25 protein-coding genes are annotated in these 26,267 nt (G+C 42.1%); 14 read left to right on the top strand and 11 right to left on the bottom strand.

The genetic code is table 11. The annotated features are described in order from the left end of the window. Window positions 1-170: 170 nt before the first annotated feature. The 5 genes from KL866_RS18495 to KL866_RS18475 all read left to right on the top strand — a co-directional run bounded on the left by KL866_RS18495 (window position 171) and on the right by KL866_RS18475 (window position 5,325). Window positions 171-791 (top strand): transglutaminase-like cysteine peptidase, encoded by a 621-nt coding sequence (locus tag KL866_RS18495; RefSeq protein ID WP_251140161.1) that lies wholly within the window; start codon window positions 171-173, stop codon window positions 789-791. Continuing rightward, a complete protein-coding gene (locus KL866_RS18490; protein ID WP_214996403.1) occupies window positions 791-2,728 on the top strand; it encodes an EAL domain-containing protein in 1,938 nt (645 codons plus the stop codon). Before KL866_RS18495 ends, KL866_RS18490 begins: the two co-directional genes overlap by 1 nt. Before the next feature lie 132 nt (window positions 2,729-2,860). Continuing rightward, window positions 2,861-3,430, top strand: a complete 570-nt coding sequence (locus tag KL866_RS18485; RefSeq protein ID WP_214996401.1) for a hypothetical protein — start codon at window positions 2,861-2,863, stop codon at window positions 3,428-3,430. A 44-nt stretch (window positions 3,431-3,474) separates the two neighbouring features. Continuing rightward, window positions 3,475-4,881: an O-antigen ligase gene (locus tag KL866_RS18480; protein WP_214996409.1), complete on the top strand. Its 1,407-nt coding sequence runs from the start codon at window positions 3,475-3,477 to the stop codon at window positions 4,879-4,881. Window positions 4,882-4,914: 33 nt separating this feature from the next. Then, on the top strand, window positions 4,915-5,325 hold the full coding sequence (locus KL866_RS18475) for a 3-phosphoshikimate 1-carboxyvinyltransferase (RefSeq protein ID WP_214996399.1): 411 nt from the start codon (window positions 4,915-4,917) through the stop codon (window positions 5,323-5,325). A gap of 17 nt (window positions 5,326-5,342) precedes the next feature. Here the strand turns inward: KL866_RS18475 and KL866_RS18470 are convergent, their stop codons facing one another. Genes KL866_RS18470 through KL866_RS18450 form a run of 5 tightly spaced genes read right to left on the bottom strand, consistent with a single transcriptional unit; the run spans window position 5,343 to window position 10,799 of the window. Then, window positions 5,343-6,098 carry a VpsP family polysaccharide biosynthesis protein gene (locus KL866_RS18470; RefSeq protein WP_214996397.1) on the bottom strand — a complete coding sequence of 252 codons (756 nt, stop codon included), beginning with the start codon at window positions 6,096-6,098 and terminating at the stop codon, window positions 5,343-5,345. Next, entirely contained in the window at window positions 6,088-6,819 is a 732-nt protein-coding gene (locus KL866_RS18465) for a tyrosine-protein phosphatase (RefSeq protein ID WP_214996395.1), read from the bottom strand. Before KL866_RS18465 ends, KL866_RS18470 begins: the two co-directional genes overlap by 11 nt. Window positions 6,820-6,827: 8 nt before the next feature. Beyond that, window positions 6,828-9,020, bottom strand: coding sequence for a polysaccharide biosynthesis tyrosine autokinase (locus KL866_RS18460; protein ID WP_214996394.1), 2,193 nt, complete (start codon window positions 9,018-9,020; stop codon window positions 6,828-6,830). Between the two features lie 28 nt (window positions 9,021-9,048). Beyond that, window positions 9,049-9,576 carry a polysaccharide biosynthesis/export family protein gene (locus tag KL866_RS18455; RefSeq protein WP_409173995.1) on the bottom strand — a complete coding sequence of 176 codons (528 nt, stop codon included), beginning with the start codon at window positions 9,574-9,576 and terminating at the stop codon, window positions 9,049-9,051. 17 nt (window positions 9,577-9,593) lie between these two features. Then, a complete protein-coding gene (locus KL866_RS18450; protein ID WP_214996390.1) occupies window positions 9,594-10,799 on the bottom strand; it encodes an outer membrane beta-barrel protein in 1,206 nt (401 codons plus the stop codon). Window positions 10,800-11,401: 602 nt separating this feature from the next. On the opposite strand from KL866_RS18450, the gene KL866_RS18445 reads away from it, so the two are divergent. The 3 genes from KL866_RS18445 (at window position 11,402) to KL866_RS18435 (ending at window position 14,986) form a co-directional block, all read left to right on the top strand. Continuing rightward, window positions 11,402-12,856, top strand: coding sequence for an undecaprenyl-phosphate glucose phosphotransferase (locus KL866_RS18445; protein WP_214996387.1), 1,455 nt, complete (start codon window positions 11,402-11,404; stop codon window positions 12,854-12,856). Window positions 12,857-12,885: 29 nt separating this feature from the next. Beyond that, the gene (locus KL866_RS18440) at window positions 12,886-14,295 is read left to right on the top strand and encodes a mannose-1-phosphate guanylyltransferase/mannose-6-phosphate isomerase (protein ID WP_214996385.1); all 1,410 of its coding nucleotides are present in this window, start codon (window positions 12,886-12,888) and stop codon (window positions 14,293-14,295) included. Between the two features lie 319 nt (window positions 14,296-14,614). Further along, window positions 14,615-14,986: a glutathione S-transferase N-terminal domain-containing protein gene (locus KL866_RS18435; protein WP_214996383.1), complete on the top strand. Its 372-nt coding sequence runs from the start codon at window positions 14,615-14,617 to the stop codon at window positions 14,984-14,986. Between the two features lie 173 nt (window positions 14,987-15,159). On the opposite strand, the gene rplT is transcribed toward KL866_RS18435, so the two are convergent. The 4 genes from rplT to thrS form a co-directional block, all read right to left on the bottom strand. Continuing rightward, window positions 15,160-15,516, bottom strand: a complete 357-nt coding sequence (rplT, locus tag KL866_RS18430; protein WP_012518092.1) for a 50S ribosomal protein L20 — start codon at window positions 15,514-15,516, stop codon at window positions 15,160-15,162. Window positions 15,517-15,534: 18 nt separating this feature from the next. Further along, window positions 15,535-15,732: a 50S ribosomal protein L35 gene (gene rpmI / locus KL866_RS18425; protein WP_012518091.1), complete on the bottom strand. Its 198-nt coding sequence runs from the start codon at window positions 15,730-15,732 to the stop codon at window positions 15,535-15,537. A 118-nt stretch (window positions 15,733-15,850) separates the two neighbouring features. Then, window positions 15,851-16,390: a translation initiation factor IF-3 gene (gene infC, locus KL866_RS18420; protein WP_081765825.1), complete on the bottom strand. Its 540-nt coding sequence runs from the start codon at window positions 16,388-16,390 to the stop codon at window positions 15,851-15,853. 112 nt (window positions 16,391-16,502) lie between these two features. After that, a complete protein-coding gene (gene thrS, locus KL866_RS18415; protein WP_214996381.1) occupies window positions 16,503-18,419 on the bottom strand; it encodes a threonine--tRNA ligase in 1,917 nt (638 codons plus the stop codon). A gap of 446 nt (window positions 18,420-18,865) precedes the next feature. On the opposite strand from thrS, the gene KL866_RS20405 reads away from it, so the two are divergent. From KL866_RS20405 to KL866_RS18400, 4 genes are all read left to right on the top strand, one after another. Then, on the top strand, window positions 18,866-19,417 hold the full coding sequence (locus KL866_RS20405) for a fructosamine kinase family protein (RefSeq protein WP_251140159.1): 552 nt from the start codon (window positions 18,866-18,868) through the stop codon (window positions 19,415-19,417). A gap of 14 nt (window positions 19,418-19,431) precedes the next feature. Then, window positions 19,432-19,749, top strand: a complete 318-nt coding sequence (locus tag KL866_RS20400) for a fructosamine kinase family protein (protein ID WP_251140158.1) — start codon at window positions 19,432-19,434, stop codon at window positions 19,747-19,749. Window positions 19,750-19,960: 211 nt separating this feature from the next. Beyond that, the gene (locus KL866_RS18405) at window positions 19,961-20,722 is read left to right on the top strand and encodes a pteridine reductase (protein ID WP_214996379.1); all 762 of its coding nucleotides are present in this window, start codon (window positions 19,961-19,963) and stop codon (window positions 20,720-20,722) included. Beyond that, window positions 20,719-22,071: a DUF3080 family protein gene (locus tag KL866_RS18400; RefSeq protein ID WP_214996377.1), complete on the top strand. Its 1,353-nt coding sequence runs from the start codon at window positions 20,719-20,721 to the stop codon at window positions 22,069-22,071. The genes KL866_RS18405 and KL866_RS18400 overlap by 4 nt, the downstream gene beginning before the upstream one ends. A 12-nt stretch (window positions 22,072-22,083) precedes the next feature. Here the strand turns inward: KL866_RS18400 and KL866_RS18395 are convergent, their stop codons facing one another. Next, window positions 22,084-23,553, bottom strand: coding sequence for a mechanosensitive ion channel family protein (locus KL866_RS18395; protein ID WP_311236163.1), 1,470 nt, complete (start codon window positions 23,551-23,553; stop codon window positions 22,084-22,086). 47 nt (window positions 23,554-23,600) lie between these two features. Beyond that, the gene (locus tag KL866_RS18390; RefSeq protein WP_214996375.1) at window positions 23,601-24,227 is read right to left on the bottom strand and encodes a CPBP family intramembrane glutamic endopeptidase; all 627 of its coding nucleotides are present in this window, start codon (window positions 24,225-24,227) and stop codon (window positions 23,601-23,603) included. Window positions 24,228-24,653: 426 nt separating this feature from the next. Between KL866_RS18390 and KL866_RS18385 the strand changes: the two genes are divergently transcribed. After that, on the top strand, window positions 24,654-25,487 hold the full coding sequence (locus KL866_RS18385; RefSeq protein ID WP_214996373.1) for a MurR/RpiR family transcriptional regulator: 834 nt from the start codon (window positions 24,654-24,656) through the stop codon (window positions 25,485-25,487). Between the two features lie 154 nt (window positions 25,488-25,641). Further along, window positions 25,642-26,205, top strand: a complete 564-nt coding sequence (locus KL866_RS18380) for a DUF924 family protein (protein WP_214996371.1) — start codon at window positions 25,642-25,644, stop codon at window positions 26,203-26,205. The last annotated feature ends 62 nt before the right edge of the window (window positions 26,206-26,267 follow it).

Raw genomic sequence — 26,267 nt, 5'->3', positions numbered from 1 at the left:
ATTACTACCATTAGTAAAATAGATAATCAGACTACATGTTCACTTCACATTATTGACCCACATTGCACAATAAAAAACACAATTTTAAGTCAGATATGGTTTATTTCACGATAAGGCTTTTAATCGCTTCGAGATTTTCTCTTGTTTCGTTTTTCGTAGTTTCGTGTTTCATGACTGCTATTATCGCTCAACAAAAAACGGTTTTCACCGAACAGGTTTATGTCCGAATTAGTGCAGTTTACGGCAGCGAAGCAAAGGAAGACGTTGCTAAATGGCGACAATTGGTTGCTGAGTTACAAAGCGAAGACCTAGATGAAAAGCTTTACGAGATAAACCGCTTTTTTAACCGTTTTGATTTTGTTGACGACATTGTTCATTGGCGGCAAAAAGACTACTGGGCAACACCAATAGAGTTCATTGCCACTGGTGCTGGCGACTGTGAAGACTACACTATTGCCAAATACTTCTCTTTAATTGAACTTGGCGTTCCTGAACAACAGTTGCGATTAATGTATGTCACCGCCTTAGAATTACGCCAACCCCACATGGTTTTGGCGTATTATGAAACCCCAACCTCTATTCCACTTGTTTTGGATAATATAAATAGGCGCATATTGCCTGCTAATAAAAGAAGAGATTTGTCACCCATTTACAGCTTTAATGGTAACGGCCTGTGGGCTGCTAAAGCGATGGGAACAGGCCGCAAGCTTAGGGGAAGCGGCCCGATGAAGATGTGGGACGATATGGTAGAGCGGCTAGACCGCGTTATGTACGGAGATAAAGAAGAATAATGAGACTATCTACCCAACTAAGTACAAGCTTACTCGTTTTTTTGATACTGGTTTTTGCTGGTTCTTTCATAATAAACGTTAAGTTAACCCGTGAGTATGTAAACGAGCAGCTTGCCACCCACGCGCAAGATACCGCGACTTCGTTGGGGCTATCTATTACCCCATATTTAAGTGAAGACAACGGTATTGCTGTAGCCGAGACCATGGTAAACGCTATTTTTGATAGAGGGTTTTACCAATACATTACCATTTCAGATATGGAAGGCAATTTACTGATTGAAAGGCGCAATCCTAATACCATTGATACGGTGCCAAACTGGTTTACTAACATTGTGGAAGTTACGCCACCGGTTGAAAAAACTGAGTTAAACGATGGCTGGACTATGGCGGGTGAACTAGCGGTTCAAAGTCATCCAGGGCTTGCCAATGAAACCTTGTGGGAAAGCGTTAAACAAAGTGCGTTTATGTTTTTTGCGGCCTTCGTTTTTGCCTATATTGCGTTGCTTTTTATTATTACTACCATTACAAAACCCCTTCGTATTGTGGTAAACAAAATTGAAGATATTCAAAATCAAAAGTTTTCCCACATTAACTACAAACCTTTTACGAAAGAACTTTCTTTTATAACTCAGGCGGTAAATAAGCTTTCTTCGTCTGTTGAAGTAATGTTTAAAGAGTTAACACAAAAGGCCGAGCAGTTCAGAATTCAAGCTTTTGAAGATAGCCTTACCGGTATACAAAATAGAAACGCGTTTACCCGGCATATGAATGCGCTGTTAAGTAAAACAGCCACCTCAGATGAAGGCTATGTAATTTTAATACGCCTTGCACAACTAAACGTTATTAACATGACGTTAGGCGCACAAGATGGCGATAAGTATGTTACTGGAGTAGCTGAAGAGCTTAAAAACTTCTCATCTAGCATTCAAGAAACATCATTTTTGTTTAGAGTATCGGGCGCAGATTTTGTTTTGGTTACAGAAGCTATGACAAAGCAAGAGTGCGAAGCTCACCTGCAGGTACTCAATACCACTCTCTCTCACTACAACCCGCTTAAAGATGGCAGTAAAGCAGTATGGATAGGTGCAGCTCAATTTAATGACCAGCAATCGTTTTCTGACATTATGGAAAACGCTGATAGTGCACTTATGGCCGCCACCAAACAACCCAATGGCTGGCAGTTCGCATCTGAACTTTCCCATATTCACAGTAATACGGCGTGGAAAGAACGGCTGAATCAAATTTTAGAGCAGCAGTACGCTGACATACTCACTCAGCCAATAATGAACGTCGAAACGAACACGCCTACTTATTATGAAGCTTTTGCACGGTTTAAAGACAAAGACAGTGGCAGCGCTATCCCTATGTCTCAATTAATTCCCGCGTCAGAGCGCTTAAACTTGATCCCTAAGGTTGATAAGTTGGTGGTAAGCCTAGTGCTTAACAAGCTAGCAAAAGATAAACGCCCCGTTGCCATTAATATTGCAAACGCGTCGTTATCCAGCACTGCGTTTAGGCAGTGGCTATTAGGTTTACTGAACCAAAATGAAGCGCTGTGCACTTATTTGATCTTTGAAATAGAAGATTCTGCATTAATTCATCACAAAAATGACGCCGTATCATTTTGCAAGTCGCTAATTAGCTTAGGCTGCAAGATTACGGTTGAACATTTTGGAAACAATCTTGCATCACTAGCTGGGTTGAGGGCTATTCAGCCTCATTTTGTAAAAATTTCCGGCAAACTTACGAAAGATATTCACTCAGATAAAGATAGTCAGTTATTTGTAAGTAGTTTATTGAGTATCGCTCGTGGGTTAAGTATTAACATTATTGCAGAACTTGTTGAAAATGAAGCAGAGTCTGTTGCTTTATCTAAATTGGATGTTTCGTATCAACAAGGTTTTTATTTTGCAAAGCCTTCTTTGTGGCAGTATTAATACAAGCGCCAAATGAATTTAAGTGAATAGATGTACAACAAAAGCGAGATCTTGTACGTTCACTTGTTGTACAATATGGCCATATGGCGTTAGCAAGAAGCTAACCCGACGTTTTTAATCTAAGGATAAGTTATGCGTAGCAACGTTTTTTTATCTGTGCTTTTAAGCGCTTTAATCGCTTTTTCGACAGTTTCTTTTGCCCAAGATGGTAGCGTACCAGGCCTACAAGTTAGAAACCTTTTAGTTACTGAAATTGAAGAAGGCGCCGCGGTTGAGCAAGCCGCTACTGAAGTAAGCCAGACCGTACTTAGTGAAGGTATGTTTTTTGATGCTTCGGGGTTAGCTTACTTAACCGAAAATAATGCAGCATATCAATCGATGGTTGCCCTTCTAAATGACAACGCTACTGGGTTTGAAATTGCTATAGCAGGTTTTGGCGAAATGCCTGACTTGCCAACGCAAGTTGTTACCATTGCCATTTTAATGTTCCCTGAAGATGCTAATGAGATTTACAATATCGCCCTTCAGATGCAGGTCATTACTGAAGAAGATGCGTTGTTAGCAGTTATTAATGCGGGTGTAGACCCTAGCACATTAACTGCTACTGCAGCAGGCGCAGCGGGCAATACGTTTTCTCCGTTAGGTGTAGGTACGGGAGCTGCTGGCGCTGGCGGTGGCGACACCACCATTTCAGCGAACTAAAGCCTATTACATTCAAATTTTGCGCTAGTACGTTGTAAGTGCCTATTTTTAATACCCAGAAAACCGAAAAGTTTCTTTTCGGTTTTCTTTTGTTCACCTTGTTTTGGTTACCTTTATCATTAGGTGCCAACCGCCCATGGGCTTGGGCACTAATGCAAATGTCGGTTTTCTTTCTTGGCGGCATTTTACTACTCACCCACGAATCTTTACTTTCAAAGCTATACAATCAATACAAACTACTAGTCATTGTGTGGTTAGTATTTTTAACGTGGCAGCTTATCAATATAGTCCCTCTGCCCTTTTCTTTGGTTGAAGCACTGCGCCCCGAGCGTATTAATTTCCTCCTTAATGAAAATGCACAGAGCATGGAAAGCTTAAGTTCGCAATGGCTACCTCTTAGCTTCGACGTGGGCCAAAGCGACGTAATATTCTTTAAATCCCTCGCCTATTGTTTCTTATTTTTTATAACGCTGACATTGGTTAATACAGGCAAGCGACTTAGATACATACTGATAGTGGTAAGTGCTGCCGGCGTATTCCAGGCTATATATGGCTCGTTAGAAGTATTGTCTGGTTTGCAATATAGCTTGGTGTTTAAGTTACCTGTTTCGCATATCGCTACGGGAAGTTTTGTGTATAAGAACCACTACGCTAATTTTCTTTTGCTATGTTTGAGCGCTGCTATTGGTTACATGATAGCTAGCCTACGTGTTCGAAGCGGTTCCAGCCCTAGAGAGCGATTACGTAGAATAGTGCGTTTTTGGCTAAGCAATAAAGTGCTGTTTCGTATTGGCATTATTATTATGGTTATCGCGTTAGTTATGTCTCGTTCTAGAATGGGTAACAGCGCCTTTTTTATTGCTATGACTATTACCGCCACACTTGGCTTAATTTACTTTAAACCGCGTCAAAAAAGCTATGTAGTGCTGTTTATTAGTATGCTGGTAATCGACATCCTTATTGTTAGTAGCCTTTTTGGGCTTAAACAAGTACAGCAACGCATAGAGCAAACAAACTTAACCCAAGAAAGCCGTGACGAAGTTGTTACTGATGCCCTGCCCCTTCTTTCTCAATATGGGGTTATTGGTACAGGCGGGGGTACTTTTTATACGGTATACCCTCAGGTACAAAGTGAATCTATTCAGCACTTTTACGATCATGCTCACAACGAATACCTCCAGTTTGCTATTGAGTTTGGCATAGTAGGCGCAGCCATTATAGCCATGCTTGTATTGCTGTGCGCGAAAAGCGCCTTAAGCGCAATGCAAAACCGAAGACATCCACTGCCAAGGGGAACAGCCTTTGCAGCTGTTATGGCGGTTATAGGGATGGCATTACACAGTACGGTAGACTTTCCTCTACAAGCACCAGCAAATACCGCTATATTTATTATACTGTTAGCGCTAGGTGCGTTAAGCCGCGATATACCTATGGGAAGACAAGATAAATAACCAACATTGGTTTTATAACACAAGGGGATTTGTGTGGTATTAAAGATAAAGCGACCGATAAAAGAAGAGCCAAACGTTCAACATATGCTGGAACGTATGCCTAAAAATGTTGCCGATTCTTTTACTGAAGACCAACTGTTTCACTTAAACACAGCCCTTGCCGGTCGGCGATGGGGTAGCCACAAAGTTGATGTAAGAGGCACTATAGGTTTACTAAAAAGCCGATATTACTTCGTATTACTGGCAGGCCGAGATAAGCGCGACCTATCGCGTACCGAAAGCCGTATGGGCAAACTGGTGATGGCAGCTGTTATTGCTTTATTCTTATGCGTTTCATTAGTGTTGGGCTTAGTGTTGCTTTATATATTAAAAAGTTGGCTGGGTATAAACCTTTTCGAAGGGTTTTCGTTAGGCTTGTGGGATTGGCTGAAAGGTAATACTTAGAAATTCAACTCTTAGTTTTATTTACAATTTAATAAGCCTGTACTTGCAGCATAGTTTGATACTCCAAGCCAGCGACACGCGGGTTCGTTAAGATTATTTTCGTTGATAAACTTGACTATGAATTTTCTACTTAATGGGTTCTTTATACCTAAATCTAAATGGTGTCTTAGTCGTTTTAAAATTTTAGCGTAATGTACTGACCTATTAATATACATTGTAAGGCCGAACTCTGCTATGAACCTATGCACTATGGCGTCTTGTGGCCCAACGCTAACTGCGTTATCTAAATATTGATAAAACTGGCTATCTAGTTCACCGAGCTTCCATTTTACCGATGCTAAGCCTATCCAGCCCCCACTCCAGTTGGGTCTTAGTTTTAAGCTCTCTTTATAGCTTAGAATCGCTTTATGCAGTTCGGGTGTTCTATTATTCGCTTTAGGTGCAGCTTCTAAATCGTTCTCTAAGTTCGTACTGAAATGTAACCACTCATAAAGTTGCCCTTGTAATTGATAATAAAGCGCATTGTTAGGTGTTTTATCAATTACCTCTTGAATCTTTTTAAGAGCTATTGCAACATCTTGCACGGAAACTGACGAAGGGGCACTATTCCAACTATCTAAACTATTCTTAACGCTATAATAGGTATTACTAACGAAAAACTGATTTGTACTTCCTAAAAAGCTAAATAAAGCTATAGAAGCAAATAAGAAAGTAACGGCGCCACGCCATTTGAGTTTTTTCTTCCAATGCGCAAACTGGTAGTCAATCGACATGCTTTTGCACCAGAGCTGTTATTATACCAGGGGTGCCTATGAAAGTTTCTTGCGCATATTTGTAGTCAAATTTCGCGATCACTTCATAAGCTGCTTGCATATCATTGGGTCGTCTGACTAAGTCGTGAGTATCTGACGCCACAACATGAAACGCTCTTTTTTCTAGTAACTTGAAAGCAAACTCTTCTACTTTTTCACCAAAGCGACCAACAAAGGCTCCCGCGGTGGCTTGAAACAAGCAACCTTGTCTTTGCAGCCAATTAAATTTGTGATTTTCGGCAATTAATTCTCTATTACGTTCTGGATGAGCAATCAGTGGTTGAATATTATTGCGCAATAACCATTTTATAAGTACATCAAGCCCCTGTGGGATATGGCTATGAGGCATTTCAAGAAGAAGTATGTTTTTGCCATTGTATTTGCCTAGGAAAGGTAATTCACCTTTTTTGTACCATATAGGTAGTAATTCGTTTACACGAACTTCGGCTGCAAATGAAAGTGAAAGGGGAATTGACTCGCTTTTTACGTGCTCATTGAAAGAGTGAAAAGCGGCTTCTATTGAGCTTTGAGAGTTGTCGAAGTAGCCCCTATGTATGTGCGGGGTGCATACCATATGGCTAATGCCACAGCTTACTGCCTGCTGAGCCATTTCTAGCGCAATATCTAAAGTCCTGGCACCGTCATCGATGCCAGGAAGTATATGACTATGAAGATCTATCAATAATTTTTTTAGCTGCTTTTGTGACTGGTATATCCATATTGGTCATAAAAGCCTGCGTACCTTTGTGCTACATCTGATTTGCGCAAGTTTACTTGATTCAGTACCACTCCATCAAGACGGTGACCCACTTGAAGGAATCTTGATAAGCCATTATTGATTACCTTGTCACTTGTGCTGTCAGCCCTAACAACGTAGATAACAGAGTCACAGGAGTTTGCGACAATCATAGAGTCGCTTACTGCCTGTGTAGGCGCAGTATCTACAACAACATATTTATACTCAGATTTTAGCTTTGTAATAAGCTCTTCAAACCCTTTGTCTGCTAATAACTCCTGTGGATTTGAAGGGATGGTTCCAGCTGAAAGGATATCAATATTTGACTCTTCATCTCGAACCAAACATTCCTCAAAACTATGCGACTTCAACACTAGGTTCGCTACACCAGGTTGATAACTAGGAATATTAAACTGTTTACCTATGCTCGGTCGCCGTAAATCAGCATCGATAAGAATAGTCTTATCTAATTGACCCAAAGCAAAAGCTAAGTTAATTGACACTGTGGTTTTACCCTCTTTGGGAACACTTGATGTAACCAAAATTGCTTGGTTTTCTTTTTCAATGTTCAACAAAGAAAGGCTTGTTCGTAGTGTTCTAACCGCTTCAGCAAATTGATGCTTTTTGCCATCAAAGAAAGAACGAATAGGTAGGTCTGTTTTTTTCTTGTGGGCAAGCCACGGAATTAACCCTAGCATGCGCTGCCCTAACTTCTTCTCTACATCTTCTACAGAGCGGATACCACTATTAAGCGTTTCCATAACAATGGCAAGCGCGATACCAAAACTTAAACTCAGCACAAAAGCAGCAGCAATAAATAGCTTTTTATTGGGTTTAGAAGGCGTATAGCTGGGAAGCGCAGTGTCGAGAACGCGCGCGTTGGCCGATTCTAGGCCACCAAGCTCATCAGTTTCTTTTAATCGAGTAAAAAATGAGTCGTAAAGCTGCTGGTTAATATCTACTTCTCGCTCTAAAGCCTTACGTTTATTATCCAGTTCAGCCAACGACCTGAACGCAGCTTTAGACGTTTCGACTTCTCTTTGTAATTGAGCTACCTTTTGTTTCGATGATTCATACTGAGTTGTGATACTGCTTATTAAATCCGTAATTTGGGTATTCAACGTATCTCTAATTGCGGTCAATTCAGCATTGGCTGCTATCATTTTAGGATGCTTTGGACCATAAACCTTGCTTAGCTCACTGACTCTTGCTAACGCTTTACCTTCATCTCTTCTGACATCTCTTACAGCCGGGTGATTTAAAACTTCGGGAATTCTCGCAACATCTTCAATAGCTTTACTATCTTTAATTTGGTTAAAAATAACACTATTTAATTTCAGCTCTACTTCCGCTTCAGAAAGCTGGATATTGAGTCTTTCCAGTTCATCTGAGGCGAGGCCTACAACACCGTCAATATTTACCACCTGGTTTGTTTCATAGAACCTTACTAGATTGCGCTCAGCAACATCCAGCTTAGTTTTCAGCCCGTCAATACTATCAGTAAGAAATGATGTTGCTTTAGCTGTCATATCTAGCTTAGCTTGAAGGTAGTTTTCGATATAAACTTCAGCAATGGTGTTAGCGATAAGTGCTGATAAAGAAGGCGTTTCAGTAGTTACTGATATTCTTACCAACTGAGTACCTTTTATTAAGGATACATCTGTAGCACTCATAAGTATTTGTGTGGCTTTTCGCTTTAATTTTGCAACCTTTTGCTCTTCAGTTAATTCTACTTTTTCCGTTTGAGGAAGAAATGGAAACACTTCGGCGATTTCAGAAACAAAAGAAGTTTCATTTTCCTCGGGCATAAAATCAGCGTTGCCATACAGGGACAGGCTTTCGACCGTTTTTTCAGCAATCTGACGCGACTTCAATACTTCGAATTGCGTTGCCATATAGTCTTTGCTTTTAGTGTCTATCCCATATACTTCTTCAATAGACACCACGTTAGCTTTTTCAGCTTCTATTAACAGAGTTGTAGAAGATGTGTAGAGGGGCGTCATTTTCATTACTAAGATAGCGACTAATACTGTAAAAGCGAGCGCCAAAAGTAATATTCTTAAGCTGTACCGTTTAATAATTCCCAGATAGTGCCCTAAGTCAATGAGCTCGTTGTTATCTGTATCTTCCGTAATTTTTACTGCCATTTAGTTAGCTCACAAAATAGTCTTATACTTAAAAGAAACGCTGATTAATTGTCACAATGTCGCCAGGCTGGATCATGTCTGTCACAGAGACGCTAAATTCAAACTGTTGCCCGTCAGTCTCTCGCACTATTGTTATCTTATCTTTGTTTGCACGTTCGGTATAACCACCAGCAAGCGCAGCGGCTTTGTTAACAGATAGTCCGGGCTGATATGGATATCCGCCGGGGCGCTTTACTTCTCCGTCTATAAAGAACGGGCGATACTCAACTATTGAAACGGAAACTGATGGATTGACTAAATAGTCTCCCAGCAAACCATCATATATTAAGCTCTCCACTTCTGCAGCGGTCATACCAACTAGCTTTAATTCTCCAAGAAATGGATAATTTATAGTGCCGACATCGGGCAAGCGAATTTCCATCGAAAGATCATCTTGCCCAAAAACGCTAATGTTTATTCTGTCGCCAGAGCCAAGCTGATATTGACTCATGCTCAAGTTTCCTTCTTGAGCACAGGAAAATACACTCCAAAAGAAAAATAGAGCCAGAACTGATATCTTTTTAAAACTAGTCGTCACAACGTAACCTCAGCTGAAACCCCAATCGTACTTTGGTCAAATTTTATCGTTTCCCTATTACTATCTCTATCCTGTAATTTATAGAAAAGTGAAAAACTGAGCCACCTTCTAGCTTTGTAATTCATTGCCGCCGTGTAAGTATTTAATTTATCGTCTCTATTAGAAAACTCTTCATCATCAACAATATATTCATCATTTTCTCTTACATACCGCAAGCTACTACTTAAGCGTTCAAGCCATTGGTGAGTCCAAGATAGGCTGTAGTTTCTACCACGAATTAGACTCCCCTCACCATTAGTTTCATTAGTATCTGCGGAGGTAGAAAAATTTACAGTTGAGTAAGCGAGTGGCTGCCATTCTATTCCCACTTCCCAATCGGTTCCATAGAAGTTATCACGGTTGCTTGCCGCGAAGTCTTTTTCTTTATACCCGATTTTTGCATAGCCGGAAGTTGCAGCAGTGTTCTCCCATGCAATACCCACTAAAAGGCGGTTTTCATTACTCTCTAAAGAATTTTCAAGCAAGTTGTTATCGTAACGTATAAATGAACGCGTGAAATCGAAGACTAATTCAGTAGAAGGGGCAATTTGATAATTGAACTCCGCTCCAACTCTATTTATTGCTCTGTCTCTAATAAGATACGCAAGTTCACTACGGTCATAGTCTAGAGTGGTTCTGTCTGCCTTCAATACGACTTCACCAACAGAACTCAAGCTTCCGTATATGTACTCGGCCCCGTAGAACAAGCTTTTATAAGTGTCAGGTGAAATTAGGTCACTTCCCCCGCCTAATGAAAAGCCCGTACCTCGGTCCTCATGCCCATCTTCGTGACGTAAAACCGCACTAATTGCGTGACGACTGTTTAACTCATAATCAGTGAGTGCTTCAACGAAATGGTCTGTATAGTCATCTGCGCTACTTGAAAAGTAAGTACCGCGTTCTAATCGATAACCAAACTGCACCGGGTTTCCATCAACTTCTGTGGCAGCAATAATTTCAGGAGATAAAATTGAGCGCCAGCTGTATATTTTCGCTTGTCCATCTCTTGCGCGAGCAACATTGTCTATGTAGCTCATGGAAGTGTTAAAAGAAGGTATAATGTCGAATTGCCCTGCGTCAATCCTTCCTTGTTGTTGAGCTGCTACAGAATTGGCAACGCAAATGGCCACCGCAGATAGCAATAGCTTGTTCTGATATTTCATTTCCTTTCCCTACTTCCACTTTGCTATTCAAAAATAGTTTAGATTCACTTAGATGTTTCTTTAAACATTAATCAAAGCCAATAAAGGCCCTATGAAGCACTGGCTCCCAAGCATCGAAATGTGGACGGCGATACGTTTTTCGCTTAGTAGCGCATGCAGTATTCGATGTAAGAGATAAGTTTAACTTCTATCTAGCTTGTTCAGCTTCTTTCAACGTGAAGCTAGATTCATGCCATAAAAAACAAACACTCTAACACCAAATTGTTTCAACTTTATTTTTTATTACTGAGTTTTACAGAACTCTAAAGTAATTCTAATGATACCAATATTCAAAAAACCATAAAGCTTATTTTGTAATAAAATTACAACAGAGGTACTATATATTACTGCTAAACTATAGAGTCATGGGCTCGTGTCGCTATTAGAGACATCATTTCTTTACTAGCCCGATTATATGTAGGCATATATTTTTCTTTTGTAGGCATACTCTTTGCTTTAGGCATTATACTAGTTACTAGCTTGTAACTTTCAGATGCTAGAGTTGTCGAAATTAAAGCAAGTAATTTAACACCTTTTATCTTATCGATTTAGAGACTTTCCCAATGGACAATCAAGCAGAATCTAATAAAGTTCTAAAATCACACCCTGTTGATTCTAACGCCAGTGACGGCCTAGCAGTACGCAATAAGAGTGGATTTTCAACACTTTACCGACTTATAGATTTATCGTTGGTAACACTTCTTTATTACTCGTGCGCCGCCTATTTCGAGTCTATTATCGACCCAACCAGTCTAATCCTTTTATTCGTTAACGTTATTTGTTTTCAAATTTCTGCCGAGGGTGTTGAGCTCTATCGCTCTTGGCGCGGACATCGTACACCTGAAATGCTGAGGGCTGCTGCGATTACATGGGCTCTAAGTATTTTAGGTACCTTAACAATAGGGTACTTTTTTGTGCAGAACATTAATACCCCTCCCCTCGTGGTCCTAGCATGGTTTGCAACATCGTTTGTGGGCCTGATTGCTTGGCGTTTCGTAATGCGTAAATTTCTGTTCCATATTAGAAAAAGTGGAATGAACTCACGCCGCTCAATTGTTATTGGCGCAACACACCTCGGAGCAAATGTTGCTCTTCAGATACAGCAAAATGAACACCTTGGCATTCGCTTTAATGGTTTATTTGATGATAGAGATACGAGTCGCCTTCCTCATGAAATGCAAAACACTGTATTAGGAAACATTGAACAGGCCATAGAAATGGCTAAAAGAAATGAAGTTGATTACATATATATTGCACTGCCGATGAGCGCAGAAAATAGAATTCGCTCAATTTTAGAGCAATGCAGTGATAGCACAGCAAACGTTTATGTGGTACCAAACTTCTTCATGTACAATCTATTAAATGCTCGTTGGCAAACGGTAGGCAACGTACAAGCGCTTAGCGTTTACGACACCCCATTCCAAGGAGCGAGCGATATTTTAAAACGATTCGAAGATATCGTTTTAAGCTCGCTAATATTACTGATGATATCTATACCTATGCTTTGCATTGCAGCAGCAGTGAAGCTTACCTCTAAAGGCCCCGTAATTTTCAAACAAAAGCGTTACGGGTTAGATGGTAAACAAATTACGGTTTACAAGTTCCGGTCTATGACCACGCAAGATAATGGTGCTGTTGTAAAACAAGCCACTAAGAATGACGCCCGTTTAACAAAGATTGGTGGATTTTTAAGACGAACTTCTTTGGATGAACTTCCGCAATTTATTAATGTTCTGCAAGGCCGTATGTCTATTGTAGGCCCTCGACCACACGCGGTCGCTCACAACGAGCAATACCGCAAAATTATTACCGGCTATATGCTACGACACAAGGTGAAGCCTGGTATTACAGGCTGGGCACAAGTTAATGGCTTGCGAGGCGAAACTGAAACAGTTAATAAAATGGTTCAACGTGTAGAATATGACTTAGATTATATTCATAGATGGTCGGTATGGTTTGATATCAAAATCGTGTTTATGACCGTTTTCAATGGATTCATTAATAAGAACGCTTACTAAATTTAACTTATAAGAAAGGGAAATCAACAATGAAACCTGTTGTATTAGCCGGCGGTACAGGTAGTCGCCTTTGGCCAAAATCACGCGCCGCTTTACCAAAGCAATTTTTGTCACTAACTTCAGACAACACCATGTTGCAAGACACCATTACACGTTTAAGCGGGACTAATGCCGAAGAACCGGTCTTTATATGTAATGATGCGCACCGTTTTTTAGTTGCGGAACAGCTTCGTAAAAAGAACATTAAGCATGGTGGTATTTTACTAGAGCCTGTTGGTCGCAACACTGCTCCTGCTATTGCGCTTGCTGCATTACACTCAACAAAAAATGGCGATGACCCCGTTCTTCTTGTTCTAGCTGCAGATCACCTAATAAAAGATCAGAGCGTATTTCACAGTGCTATTACTAAGGCAGAAGCTCTAGCAAATGAAGGAAAGCTTGTTACATTCGGAATAGTTCCAGACCAACCACATACGGGCTATGGCTATATTAAAGCTGGAAATGTACTCAATGTTGGGTTTGAGGTAGCTGACTTTGTTGAAAAGCCGGAACTTGAAACAGCTAAACAATATATTGAATCTGGCGAGTTCTTCTGGAATAGCGGTATGTTTATGTTTAAGGCTAGCCGATATATCGAGGAGTTAAGTAAGTATAACCCCGAAATGCTAGAGATTTGCCGTCGCGCCATTGAAACTGAAGCGCCAGATTTAGACTTTATTCGCGTTGATTCTGAAATTTTTGCAACTTGTCCTGACGACTCTATTGACTATGCAGTTATGGAGAAAACTGACAGCGCTGCAATGGTTCCCTTAGATGCAGGTTGGAGTGATGTAGGCAGTTGGACGTCACTTTGGGAAACAGCAGATAAAGATGACAACGGGAACGTTTGTGTAGGCGATACTATTTTAGAAAATACTAAAAACAGTTATGTAAACGCAGAGCAGCGTTTGGTTTCGGTCATTGGTTTAGAAGACGTCATTGTAGTTGAAACTAAAGATGCTGTCATGGTTGCTCATAAAGACGACGCCCAGAGTATTAAAAACGTTGTAAATAAATTAAAAGCTGAAAAGCGCCCTGAATTTGAATTCCACCGTGAAGTTTTCCGCCCTTGGGGTAGTTACGATTCTATTGATAGTGGTGCGCGCTTCCAAGTTAAACGTATTACGGTAAAACCAGGTGAAAAGCTATCTGTTCAAATGCACCACCACCGTGCCGAACACTGGATTGTGGTGTCAGGCAGTGCCAATGTCACTATCGATGACGATACTCAGCTAGTTACTGAGAACGAATCAGTGTATATCCCAATTGGTGCTGTACATGCGTTAGAAAACCCAGGAAAAATCCCGCTAGAGCTTATTGAGGTGCAATCTGGCGCCTATTTAGGCGAGGATGATATTGTTAGGTTTTCAGACCGCTATGGCCGTGTAGAGAAGACATAACGATACCATTGGCCAACACGCTATAATAAGCAGGGCTTCAGCCCTGCTTTTTTGTGTTTAAAACAATTGAAAACACAGCAACAGGTTGTTCACCCGAAATAAGAAGTTTTTTTCGGATCTGGTGTCGCTTGTTGGAAAACGCGCTATCGACAAGGTTAATTGTTGGCTTATCGGTATGGGTTGTTGCGATTTACTCTATTGCTATGGTCTACATCTGGTGCTTATTCGCATTTTCCTTCATATAACCTCCATATAAGATCCTTTGTAGAATTTTTGCTATACTGCGCCGCTCTATTTCTTAACCTAAAAAGTCATAAAATTGAGCTTATTCATTTCCCTAATTCGCAACGCACTTGGCGGTGTTATCGCCTTGCTTGATTTAATTACTCGCGGCACAAAACTTAAACGATTGCCACAAGAACAACAGCAGGTTGAAAAAGCCGTACAAGAATTAACACTTTATCAATTTTTTGCTTGTCCCTTTTGTATTAAAACACGACGCGCTATATATAAAATGAATCTGCCTATTCGTAAACGCAGCGTATCGAATGGGTCTCCGTATCGTGATGAATTAGTGCAAGGCGGCGGAAAAGTGCAAGCTCCTTGCTTACGCATACAAACCCCTGAAAAGGACATTTGGTTGTACGAGTCTTCAGAAATTATTAAATACTTGCAGCAACGCTTTCATTAAGTGATTTATACAGTAAGTGATTTATATTCGCCGTTTAAAGGAATACAAAATTGGCGACAGGGTAAAGGTTTACTATAAAGAGAGTGATTTGTTTTTAACAATACTAAAAACGAAAAAAGGCGAGCATCCTGCTCGCCTTTTCCCGAAAGAACTTAAACTTAATTAGTTAATAATTAAGCTAATGCGCCTTTAGCCGCTTCGACTAGTGCGCTGAAAGCTGCTTTGTCATGTACTGCGATGTCGGCAAGGATCTTACGATCGATTTCAACAGACGCTTTCTTCAAACCGTTAATGAAACGGCTGTATGACATACCATTTTGACGAGCAGCAGCATTAATACGTGCAATCCATAGTTGACGGAATTGACGCTTGCGCTGACGACGGTCACGGTAAGCATATTGACCAGCTTTAGTTACAGCTTGTACCGCTACGCGATATACACGTGAACGTGCGCCGTAATAACCTTTTGCCTGCTTGAGGACTTTTTTGTGACGAGCACGTGCGATAGTGCCGCGTTTTACTCTAGCCATTAATCAGTCTCCTAAGTCTTATACGTAAGGCAACATGCGCTGAACCAATTTGGTATCAGAGTCATGAACCAGTTTTTTGCCACGAAGGTGACGTTTACGCTTAGAGCTCTTCTTAGTCAGAATGTGACGTAAGTGAGACTGTTTGCTTTTAAAGCGGCCAGAACCCGTTTTCTTGAAACGTTTGGCGGCACCGCTTACAGTTTTCATTTTAGGCATTGCTAAAACTCCGCATTGTTTAATATCGGTATTTTTCGTGTTGCAGTCACTTCATACCGGCTAATGTTTAGCAGCAAGGTGTTTAAGGGTGCAGATTCCTTAAAACTTTAGACCGTTACTACTTCTTATTTGGGGCTAGCACCATGATCATCTGACGGCCTTCCACACGACGTGGGAAAGACTCGCAGGTCGCGATTTCATCTAAATCCGTTTTAACGCGGTTTAACAAATCGATACCGATGTCTTGGTGCGCCATTTCACGACCGCGGAAGCGGATCGTAACTTTGGCTTTGTCACCACCTTCAAGAAAGCGACGCAGGTTGCGCAGTTTTACCTGGTAATCGCCTTCATCAGTGCCAGGGCGAAATTTAATCTCCTTGACCTGAATTTGCTTCTGTTTTTTCTTCTGCTCTTTCTGAGCTTTACTTTTTTCGAAGAGGAATTTGCCATAGTCCATAACTTTACAGACTGGCGGCTCGGCATTCGGACTGATTTCTACTAGATCTAGGCTCGCTTCTTCAGCGGCACGCGTAGCATCTGCTAGCGAAACCACACCAACCTGTTCACCGTCTTTGCCAATTAATCTTACTTCTCTGGCTTTAATCTCATCGTTAATGCGGGCTTTGTCGCCCTGAGCCTTGTTATTAGCGCCTTTAATGTGCTATTCCTCCAAACATTTAATTCTTTTGTCTGCTTTTGGGGCGGTCGATTGACCTAAAGTAAAACCAAAAGCAGACACCTTCGATGTGCATTATACACAATTTGCTCAACTATTTAATTGTCTTTTCTACAACTTCTTGTTGAGCCATGGCAATAAAGTCTTCCAGGCGCATTTTGCCTAGGTCGTCGCCGCGACGAGAGCGTACTGCTACTTCGCCCGCTTCCATTTCTTTATCGCCCACAACTAGCATATATGGAATACGCTTCAAAGTGTGCTCGCGGATTTTAAAGCCGATCTTCTCATTACGCAAGTCAGACTTTGCTCTAAACCCTAATTCTTGCAGTTTTTTTACACAATTTGAGGCGTAGTCAGCTTGTTTGTCGGTAATATTCATTACCACAACCTGCTGAGGAGCCAACCAAAGTGGGAAGAAACCTGCAAATTCTTCGGTCAAAATACCAATGAAGCGTTCTAGTGAACCCAAAATAGCGCGGTGAATCATTACCGGTACTTTGCGCTCGCCATCTTCAGCAACATAAGTAGAGCCTAAACGACCTGGCATTGAGAAATCTAACTGTACGGTTCCGCACTGCCATGCACGGTCTAAGCAATCGTGCAGCGTAAATTCAATTTTCGGCCCGTAGAACGCACCTTCGCCCGGCTGATAATCGAATTCGATATCGTTGGCTTTAAGTGCTTCTGCAAGCGCAGCTTCAGATTTATCCCAAATCTCGTCAGCACCTACACGCTTTTCTGGGCGAGTAGACAGCTTAACTTTGATATCTTCAAAACCAAATGCAGCGTATGTCTCATACACCATTTTGATACAGTCACTTACCTCATGTAGGATCTGTTCTTCTGTACAAAAAATATGAGCATCGTCTTGGGTAAAGCCACGAACACGCATTAGACCGTGTAGTGCGCCCGATGGTTCGTTACGGTGACAGCAGCCAAATTCCGCCATTTTTAGCGGTAGGTCGCGGTACGATTTCAAACCTTGGTTGAAAATTTGAACGTGACCCGGGCAGTTCATCGGCTTAACAGCATATTCACGCTTTTCAGATTCAGTAGTGAACATGTTTTCAGCGTACTTGTCCCAGTGCCCTGATTTTTCCCAAAGCGTACGGTCCATCATTAATGGGCCTTTTACTTCATCGTAGCCGTATTCGCGAAGCTTCTTACGCACAAAGCTTTCAAGCTCGGTATAAATTGACCAACCATCGTTGTGCCAGAACACCATACCTGGCGCTTCTTCTTGCCAATGGAATAAGTTAAGTGCTTTACCAATTTTACGGTGGTCGCGCTTTTCCGCTTCTTCTAAGCGCTGTAGGTAAGACTTAAGCTGCTTCTTGTCAGCCCATGCAGTACCATAAATACGTTGAAGCATTTTGTTGTCGCTGTCGCCACGCCAGTAAGCCCCTGCCACTTTCATTAGTTTGAAGTGGTGACAGAACTTCATGTTAGGCACGTGAGGGCCACGACACATGTCTGTGTATTCTTCGTGGTGATAAAGTGCTGGTTGGTCGTCCTTGCTAATGTTCTCATCAAGAATTTCCATTTTATAGCTTTCGTCGCGTGCTTCAAATGCATCGCGTGCTTCTTGCCAGCTCACTTTGTTTTTAACCACGTTGTAATTAGTTTTAGCCAGTTCAAGCATACGCTTTTCTAATTTGGCTAAATCTTCCTGGGTTAGACTTTCTTCCATATCAACGTCGTAATAAAAACCGTTGTCGATAACTGGGCCGATAGCCATTTTGGTGTTAGGCCAAAGTTGTTTGATAGCGTGACCTAACAAGTGCGCGCAACTGTGACGTAGAATTTCTAAACCTTCATCGTCTTTGGCAGTAATAATTTGCAGTTGTGCGTCTGCGTCAATCATATCAACGGCGTCAACTAATTCACCGTTTACTTTTCCCGCAATGGTTGCTTTGGCTAAACCAGGGCCAATGTCGTTTGCAACATCTAATACAGAAACAGCGTTATCGAAAGCGCGTTGGCTTCCATCAGGAAGGGTAATTACAGGCATTTTAATTCCTTTACAGTGGTGACGCCTACTCTGCGCCACGTGCATATATTTGAAAAATTTAATCGTGCTTTTAGCACTCGAAACTTGCTTCACGTAAACCACGTCGGCGTAACAATAAAACTCACGCGCTGCGCTTGTTTATTAAACTCTTATAAAACAAGCCGTGTTAAAGCAAGTGGTGGATTATAACCAGTGTATGGTCAACTTCAATATTGAAAAGCTTTTATTGGCCAATTAGTGACGCTTTGTTCAATTTTAACCGGCTTTTTAATTAGATTAGAGACGAGAATTTATGCATTTCGTCATTTTTAACCCATACTTTAGTTGAGGGCGATTACGGTGAATAAACTCCCCCCTTGAATGCGTTCAAGATTGCATCAGGCCAATAGTTGCAAAACATCCTTCCTGCCGTGGGGTTAAGTATAAAACCAAACAGAGTGTGTAATATGTGGCATTTTATTAGCGAGCATATTTCAGATGAGACCCAGCAATTCTTTAGCTGCCAGAGAGCAGAGCGTGTAAGCGGTGGCGATACTCACGAAAGCTACATTGTAAAAGACGAGACCCATAGGTACTTCGTCAAAACAAGGCGCTACGACGACACCCAGCAACTTTCGCACGAAGCTGAAGGGCTTACCGCTATTGCCAACACACAAACCATTTCTACGCCAAAGGTGATATGCCACGGTATTACGGCTAACGAATCGCCCAATATGGAGTACTTAGTACTTTCTCATATTCGGTTTGTTGAACCTGCCATAAGCGATTATTTTACACTAGGGCAACAGCTGGCTGCCCTGCATAGCGTTAACGCCTATAGCAGCTATGGATGGCCCCACGATAATTATATTGGTGCCAGTGCACAAACTAACGGGCGCATGGCATCGTGGGCCGACTTTTTTGCCGAAAAACGTATTGGCAGTATGTTAGAACGCTTGGCATCGATGGCTTATGGACAAAAGGAAACGGTGATATTGATCATATCGTCACGAAAGTAAGGCATCTTCTGAGCTTGCATCAACCCCACCCTTCACTGCTTCACGGCGATTTATGGGCGGGTAATGCTGGCTTTAGCAAGAAAGGCCCTATTTTGTTCGACCCTGCAGTGTATGTTGGCGACGGTGAAACTGACCTTGCCATGGCTGAGCTGTTTGGTGGCTTTCCCGACACTTTCTTTGAAGGCTACCACCAGCACACACCAATTGAAAAAAACTACCGTTTAAGAAAACCAATTTACCAGCTTTACCATATTTTAAATCACGGGTTATTATTCGGCGCGCACTATATTGCGCAAGCCAAACAAATATTAGACGACATTAATAGGCACTGACGGCGTCCGCAGGATGTAGATTAACTAGCGTTGCTTGTTTATCAAACGGCTGTTTTTTACGATTTATAGCGGGTTCATAGCGATTACGCCTAGCTAGATGCAAAAAAATGCATTGGCGTGTGAACTGAAACATGCCCTGCTGCATTACGGTAACCGCACTACGCAAGCATTAACGCCGCCAAACGATTTAAAATAGAGAGTAGCTGTTATTATGACAAATTCAGGCCCTGTTGCACTTCCTGTAGCACTGATTACTGGGGCAGCGAAACGAATAGGCGCCGCCATGGCGTGCAAGCTTCATAGCGAAGGCTATCGCGTTATCATTCACTACGGGCATTCGAAAAATGATGCCTTTGCGCTGGCTGAAAAATTAAATAGCCAGCGAGCGAATTCTGCCACCTGCCTTCAAGCCAACCTTTGCGATTCAGACGAGGTGAACGCGCTAGGCCAGGGTGCGTTAAATGTGTGGGGCCAGCTAGACGTGTTAGTAAACAATGCTTCAAGCTTTTACCCTACGCCAGTGGGCAATATTTCACAAGACGATTGGGATTCTTTAGTAGGCAGTAACGTAAAAGGGCCGTTGTTTTTATCGCAGGCGCTGGCCCCAGCGTTAGAAGCGAACAAAGGATGCATTATCAACATGGTCGACATGCATATTGACCGCCCCCTCCCTAAACATAGCGTTTACTTAATGGCTAAATCGGGGCTTGCCTCGCTCACTCAATCGTTAGCCATAGATTTAGCCCCTAAAGTGCGAGTAAATGGTATCGCCCCTGGCGCCATTTTATGGCCAGAGCGGGAAATGGATGATGCAGAAAAAGACAAGCTGTTATCAAGCATCCCATTAGGAGAACTAGGTACGCCTGAAGATATCGCTAACACCCTATCGTTTTTAATATCGGCGCCCTACATTACTGGGCAAATTATTTATGTTGACGGTGGCCGCGGCCTTCACACCGGTGCGTCAGCATGAAAGCGCTACGAAGCAAGCTTTTACATTTAAAAAACGCCTGTGGCGGTAGAAATAATAGAGCCTGTGGCGGTGGAAATAATAGAGCCTGTGGCGTCAACGTCGTAAACGTCTGCAGCGTCAGATTCATAAGCTTATGTCGCGTTGGCATTATCAGCGCCAGCGTGTTTACCTTGCTTGGCTGTTTTGGGGGCAATACGGTAAAACAAAGTATTGAAGATTATGCAGAACGGCTTTCTCGCGTACTTGATGCCCCTCTACCTGACACATTTAACGACAAGATCACTACGCCACTTCCTAAGCTAGCCGACTCGGCAACGCTCAAACATTCCATTGAAGGTGTAAGCATTAACCTTCGCGAATTTTATGCGCTTCAAGATTGTGAATTAGGCTCTGTGGTTGCCGAGCGCAATACATCGTTAGGAAAAAGTCAACTGCTTTCACAAAGGCTAGCTTATGAAAGCAAGCTACTTAGCGTTTTAAAAAGCTGCGAGGCAGCACTAGCGGAAGATGACATTGCGAAACAAAGCGCAAGCAAAAGCGCGAATAAAAACGCGAGTAAAAACAACCAGGCACTGGCCGCAACTATTGCTTCTTGGCGTGAACAAAAGTCACAAGATTATAGCAAGACGTGGGCAAACCTTATTCAAGGAAGCCAAGAATTGCGATTGGCGCTGAATACTCCTGAACGTTTGTTTTCGGTTGAAAACAACAAAGACGCCCTTTCAAGTGTTAATGCGTTTTACTACTTAAACAGCTTAAACAATACGCAATTTTCTTTTGGCGGGCCGACTGCAGAACACAGTGCTAAAACTGAAGTAGCGAATAAGAAAAACGTTAACAAGGCTTCTGGCAGCGATACCAACAACATAAACATTAGCAGTGAACGCTTAACTAACAGCAACAAGCGCCTTATCGACAGCAGCGAGCTTGAACAACAACTGCAAATTATCCGTTCGGCCCGCTTGCCCGCCACGCTGTGGCACACGCAACAAACGTTAACACAAAACCTCACCCTACTTACCAATATGCTAACCACTGAGCTTGATGCCGTAAGTTGCCCAGAGGGCCGCGCCAGCGACAAAGCAAAAATATTGCGCAACGTGTTTTACTTATTTTTTATTGAAGAAATACAGCCTGTTGGTAGCTTAGTAAATCGATACCATTACAAGCTGGTACCGCTCTGGGAAGACTGGCTTGCACAGCCGTTGTTACATGATGAGTTCAAACGCTATATCAAACAACATACAGAAGATGGTTTTGAGAAATACAGTCGCGCCATGAAAGCTCACGTAAACCTATGGCAAGGTTTTCTCGGCAGGTGCAACTTATCGCCAGTAGCGCCGGTTTAACACTACTTTGCACTAAAGAATATTTTCACCTGCCTCTGGATCCCTCGACCTGCGGGCCTGCTCTCTTATTTCATGCGCTTCTGAAGATACGTCATCTTGCGTTGGTGTCCGGTGTTTGCGATTTTCTTTGTGCTCGCTACTTCTATGATTGTTACTTTGTCTCCGCTCGTTACTTTGCACTGTAGTACCCTTGGGTTCACCCGGAGAATCACCCGAAGGCTCACCCGTATAGTCACCCGCGGCACTGTGGCCTAACGGGTTATTACTTTTAATCTGAGCCTTGTCCGGGCTCTTCACATTAGCAGCGCTTTCACTGTCTTTAGCCCGATGACTCTCATTACTTAAGTCATCAATATTGTCTTTATGGGAAGATTCACGGCCACCAGAGAACCCTGTAGATACGCTTTGCTGACCTTTTGTGCTTTCTTCTGTGCTTGCTTCTGAGTTTTCGTCTGAGGTTTCTTCCTGGCATTGCGGGCTCGTCGCTTCCGTTTGCTCAACACTAAGGTGCATGCCGTCAGGGAATATTCGCTCTCGTGCATCATCAGGCATGCTGATACCTGCATCTAGGAACGCTTGCGTGATGTTGCGCATTAGTACAGATGCCATTTTTAGCACGCTGGTTTTCTCTACATCTACCCAAAAATAAACCTTAACGTTATAGGTAGACGAACCTAATTCATCAATAAGAGTTTGCGGTTCTGGGTCGCTTAATACGTTATCTTGCTGCGCGATAATTTCTTGGGCAATGTGCTGGGCCTCTTGGATATCAGCGTCGTAGCCTACGCCAATAACAAAATGCCCTCGCATTAGGGGGTTAGCCGTTAAGTTTTTAATTACCCCTTTGTAGATGGTCGCGTTAGGTATTTGTATGTGATTACCGTCAAAATCCACCAGCGTTGTCGCACGGGCCGTCACTTTTTGAATAATGCCGGTGAAGTCATTAATTTGAACAATGTCGCCTATTCGGAAAGGTCGTTGAATGGTAAGCAAAAGACTTGAAATAAAGTTCTCTGCAATATCGCGAAATGCGAAACCAAGAATAAGCCCTACTACGCCCGTTCCGCTCACCACAGCAATGGCAAACCCAGTTAACCCAGCTAAAAAAAGAAATAGATAAATGCCAAGCAGTATTAAGACTAGGCTAACACTTCGTTGAATTACCGAGCGCAATAGCGGAGATGTGGTAGTACGCGTTAATGGTTTAACTAAAAACTTTGCAACGTGCGGCGCTAAAAGAATAAACGCCACCATAATAACTATGCCTAGCGCCATGCCTGGCAAACGATAAACAAAGCTGTCCCATAACTGTGAGAGTAAAGACTGTGCGCTTGATAAACTGGTTATCGCGCCTGCTTCACCATCTTGTTGAAGCAAGGTTTGTATAAACCGGTTACTAGGGAATGAGCCACTCAAAAAGAGATAATTCTGCAAACAGTTGTTTGCAATAGACAATAGCGAAGTTTGTAAAGCACTGAACATATCCCTACTCCTTGGTGTTCATGTGTAATTGTTATTAACAAAAATTCTTACGAGGCAATAACTAAATAAGATCCCAAACCGATAGTGAACAAGAAGCTTCCCCATATGGCATGTTCAATCACCACAACTGGGGTTGAGTTTGTTTGCATATACCTGTAGCCAAAGATAGCGCCGCCAATCCAAGAGACCACTACTGCAATCCAGTTACCGTATACCAAGTGGGCTAGCCCGAATAGAAAGGTACTTAGCGCCCATCTCGCGTATTTAGACGGCAAAATGCGTTTGTAACGATGAAAAAAATAGGTGCGGAAAATAATCTCTTGAGGGATCACCGAAACAATGGGATAAATCAGTAACGTTGCCACCCACATCCACGGCTGATTCATAGGCCAGTGCAAAAATAACTCGGGCTTTAAAAAATAAACCACAAGCGCAAGTAAGCTCGCCCAAGGCAAAAATAACCTAAGCGTACTTTTAAAATGTATTCGATAGTCTTCCCAATGCCACAATTTAATACGCTTAAATTGCTTGTCTGCTAACAAGACAGCTAAACAGCAAAGCCCCATAACCCCAATAATAGGCATGAGATAATCTGCAAAATGCTTAATCCAGTACAGAACAGCAAAAGGAATTAGTACAAACAGCAAGATCAATTCAGACCACAGCTTTGCCACAACTCACCTCTTTTTTAAGATCATGTTAAGCTCGCTTTATGATTCGCCAGGTTGTTCGTGATACTGGAAACCAAGCTACGCCAACAAAATAATTACCAACCAATGACACTTTTGTGAATTTTTATAGTTTACGTATATGAAAGTGTAGTGCCAATTTGTAAGACATGAGCGAGTAATTAGGTGCTACTTTAGCCCTACATGAAGAATAGCTTTCGTAACCCTTTATTAGATTTAGGCTTTTTAAAAATGATCGAGTTTTTCCGAAAGCACTGCGCGTGAAATTAGGGTAAGTAAAACCGTCAATTGCTCTTTTTACCGCAAAAATTTAGCTCATAGACAAAGCCACTAGCGTGTCGTTTTCACGTAGTGTTTGTATATCGCACAAAAGTCGTGAAATAATTGCTCAAGATGTATAAGGCGATACCAATGACAAAAAATAGCCCTAACGACGTTTTACAACAAATTGAAAAACACTATGCCTCGTTATCTCCTTCGGGCAAATCTATTGCGCATTATATTCAGCAGAATCCTATCGCGGTACTTAGCCAATCCACATCACTTATTGCCGAGAAAACAGGCACTTCAAAGGCCACCGTAAGTCGGTTCTTCCGCCAGTTGGGTTTCGATTCTCATCAGCAGGCAAAAGAAGCACTTGTGCAGCTGCGCGAGCAAGGTGTGCCAGTGGTAAGCCCTTCAAGCGGTGTTTTACAACATGAGAGCGATAGCAGGAATTTAGCTAATACGTTTGATGGGACTTCCTCTGACGCATTGAAAGACATTGCGAAATTACTTGCCTCAGCGGGCCAAGTTACCTTAATTGGTTTTCGCAACGCCTACCCCATTGCACTGCATTTTAGACAACAGCTAAAACAAATTAGGGCGTCGGTTCGCGTACTTCCCCAGCCAGGACAAACACTTAGCGAAGACATTATTGACTTAACCGAAAACGATCTTGTGGTGCTTTTTGGTTTTCGCCGTAGAACGCGTCAATTCAAGTTTGTTTTAAATAGCATTAAACACTGTAAAACTGTGCTTATTACCGACCCGACAGGACAAGGTTATCGTCACGATGTCGACCACCTTGTTGTAACCCACATTGGCAGTGACTCTCCTTTTGATAGCTATGCCGCACCAATGAGTCTTGTTGCGTCACTTTGCAATCTTACCTACGAAGCACTAGGCAGCCAGGCTGCCGATCGCGTTGACGCTATTACCGATATATACATTCAAATGGATGAACTAGAAAGCCCAAAACGTTAGGGCTTCCCATAGAACACTTTTTGAGCAATACTATGCAAAATTGATTAGCAGACAATTTTAATATTGCAAGCGAAAATGGAACTTTTTTGCTAAATATGGGTATAAGTTAAAATTACCTTAATTTTACTGCTGTAAGCGTGTTGTTGGAGTAGATATGGATAAAACGCGAGTAGTCATGGAAGAGGCTAACGGTGTACTAGACTTTTGGTTTGGTGAACTTTCACCAGAGCAATGGTTTAAGGAAGATGCTGCACTAGACAAAACAATCACTTCACGATTTTCTAAGTTGCGTATTGCGGCAACGAACGGTGAACTTTGGCCTTGGCGCGCTACTGCAACAGGTCGTCTCGCTGAAATCATTCTTCTCGATCAGTTTTCGCGAAATATCTATCGTAACCACCCAGGCGCCTTTAGTGCAGACAGCATTGCTTTAATTCTCGCACAGGAGGCGGTAAGCGTAGAGGCTGACAAAGTTCTAACTCCACAGCAGCTGGCGTTTCTTTACATGCCATTTATGCATAGCGAGTCTTTAGCCATACACGACGTGGCCATGGAACTGTTCTCTCAAGAAGGGCTTGAGCGGGAATACATGTTTGAAGTTCGCCACCAGAGAGTCATTGAAAAGTTCGGGCGCTATCCACACCGAAATAAAGTACTTGGAAGAGAGTCGACACCTAACGAAATTGCTTTTCTTGAAAAGAACCCCCAAGGCTTTTAGTTTTCTTATTTACAAGCAACTAACAGCTTTTTGGCTCTTTAACTAATTCGTCTGATTTTGTA

Origin of the sequence: Alteromonas sp. ALT199 (assembly GCF_018619335.1) — a bacterium.
GTDB lineage: Bacteria > Pseudomonadota > Gammaproteobacteria > Enterobacterales > Alteromonadaceae > Alteromonas.
The sequence above is the reverse complement of the archived record's forward strand: the minus strand, read 5'-3'. Positions and strand labels throughout refer to the sequence as shown.

Excerpts from the sequence above, each read along its gene's own strand:
- KL866_RS18460 (WP_214996394.1), bottom strand. The coding sequence starts at position 9,020 with ATGGCAGTAAAAATTACGGAAGATACAGATAACAACGAGCTCATTGAC.
- KL866_RS18490 (WP_214996403.1), top strand. The coding sequence starts at position 791 with ATGAGACTATCTACCCAACTAAGTACAAGCTTACTCGTTTTTTTGATA.
- KL866_RS18395 (WP_311236163.1), bottom strand. The coding sequence starts at position 23,553 with ATGTTCAGTGCTTTACAAACTTCGCTATTGTCTATTGCAAACAACTGT.
- KL866_RS18400 (WP_214996377.1), top strand. The coding sequence starts at position 20,719 with ATGAAAGCGCTACGAAGCAAGCTTTTACATTTAAAAAACGCCTGTGGC.
- KL866_RS20405 (WP_251140159.1), top strand. The coding sequence starts at position 18,866 with ATGTGGCATTTTATTAGCGAGCATATTTCAGATGAGACCCAGCAATTC.
- KL866_RS18385 (WP_214996373.1), top strand. The coding sequence starts at position 24,654 with ATGACAAAAAATAGCCCTAACGACGTTTTACAACAAATTGAAAAACAC.
- rplT (WP_012518092.1), bottom strand. The coding sequence starts at position 15,516 with ATGGCTAGAGTAAAACGCGGCACTATCGCACGTGCTCGTCACAAAAAA.
- rpmI (WP_012518091.1), bottom strand. The coding sequence starts at position 15,732 with ATGCCTAAAATGAAAACTGTAAGCGGTGCCGCCAAACGTTTCAAGAAA.
- KL866_RS18405 (WP_214996379.1), top strand. The coding sequence starts at position 19,961 with ATGACAAATTCAGGCCCTGTTGCACTTCCTGTAGCACTGATTACTGGG.
- KL866_RS18495 (WP_251140161.1), top strand. The coding sequence starts at position 171 with ATGACTGCTATTATCGCTCAACAAAAAACGGTTTTCACCGAACAGGTT.
- KL866_RS18485 (WP_214996401.1), top strand. The coding sequence starts at position 2,861 with ATGCGTAGCAACGTTTTTTTATCTGTGCTTTTAAGCGCTTTAATCGCT.
- KL866_RS18445 (WP_214996387.1), top strand. The coding sequence starts at position 11,402 with ATGGACAATCAAGCAGAATCTAATAAAGTTCTAAAATCACACCCTGTT.
- KL866_RS18380 (WP_214996371.1), top strand. The coding sequence starts at position 25,642 with ATGGATAAAACGCGAGTAGTCATGGAAGAGGCTAACGGTGTACTAGAC.
- thrS (WP_214996381.1), bottom strand. The coding sequence starts at position 18,419 with ATGCCTGTAATTACCCTTCCTGATGGAAGCCAACGCGCTTTCGATAAC.
- KL866_RS18470 (WP_214996397.1), bottom strand. The coding sequence starts at position 6,098 with ATGTCGATTGACTACCAGTTTGCGCATTGGAAGAAAAAACTCAAATGG.
- KL866_RS18450 (WP_214996390.1), bottom strand. The coding sequence starts at position 10,799 with ATGAAATATCAGAACAAGCTATTGCTATCTGCGGTGGCCATTTGCGTT.
- KL866_RS18440 (WP_214996385.1), top strand. The coding sequence starts at position 12,886 with ATGAAACCTGTTGTATTAGCCGGCGGTACAGGTAGTCGCCTTTGGCCA.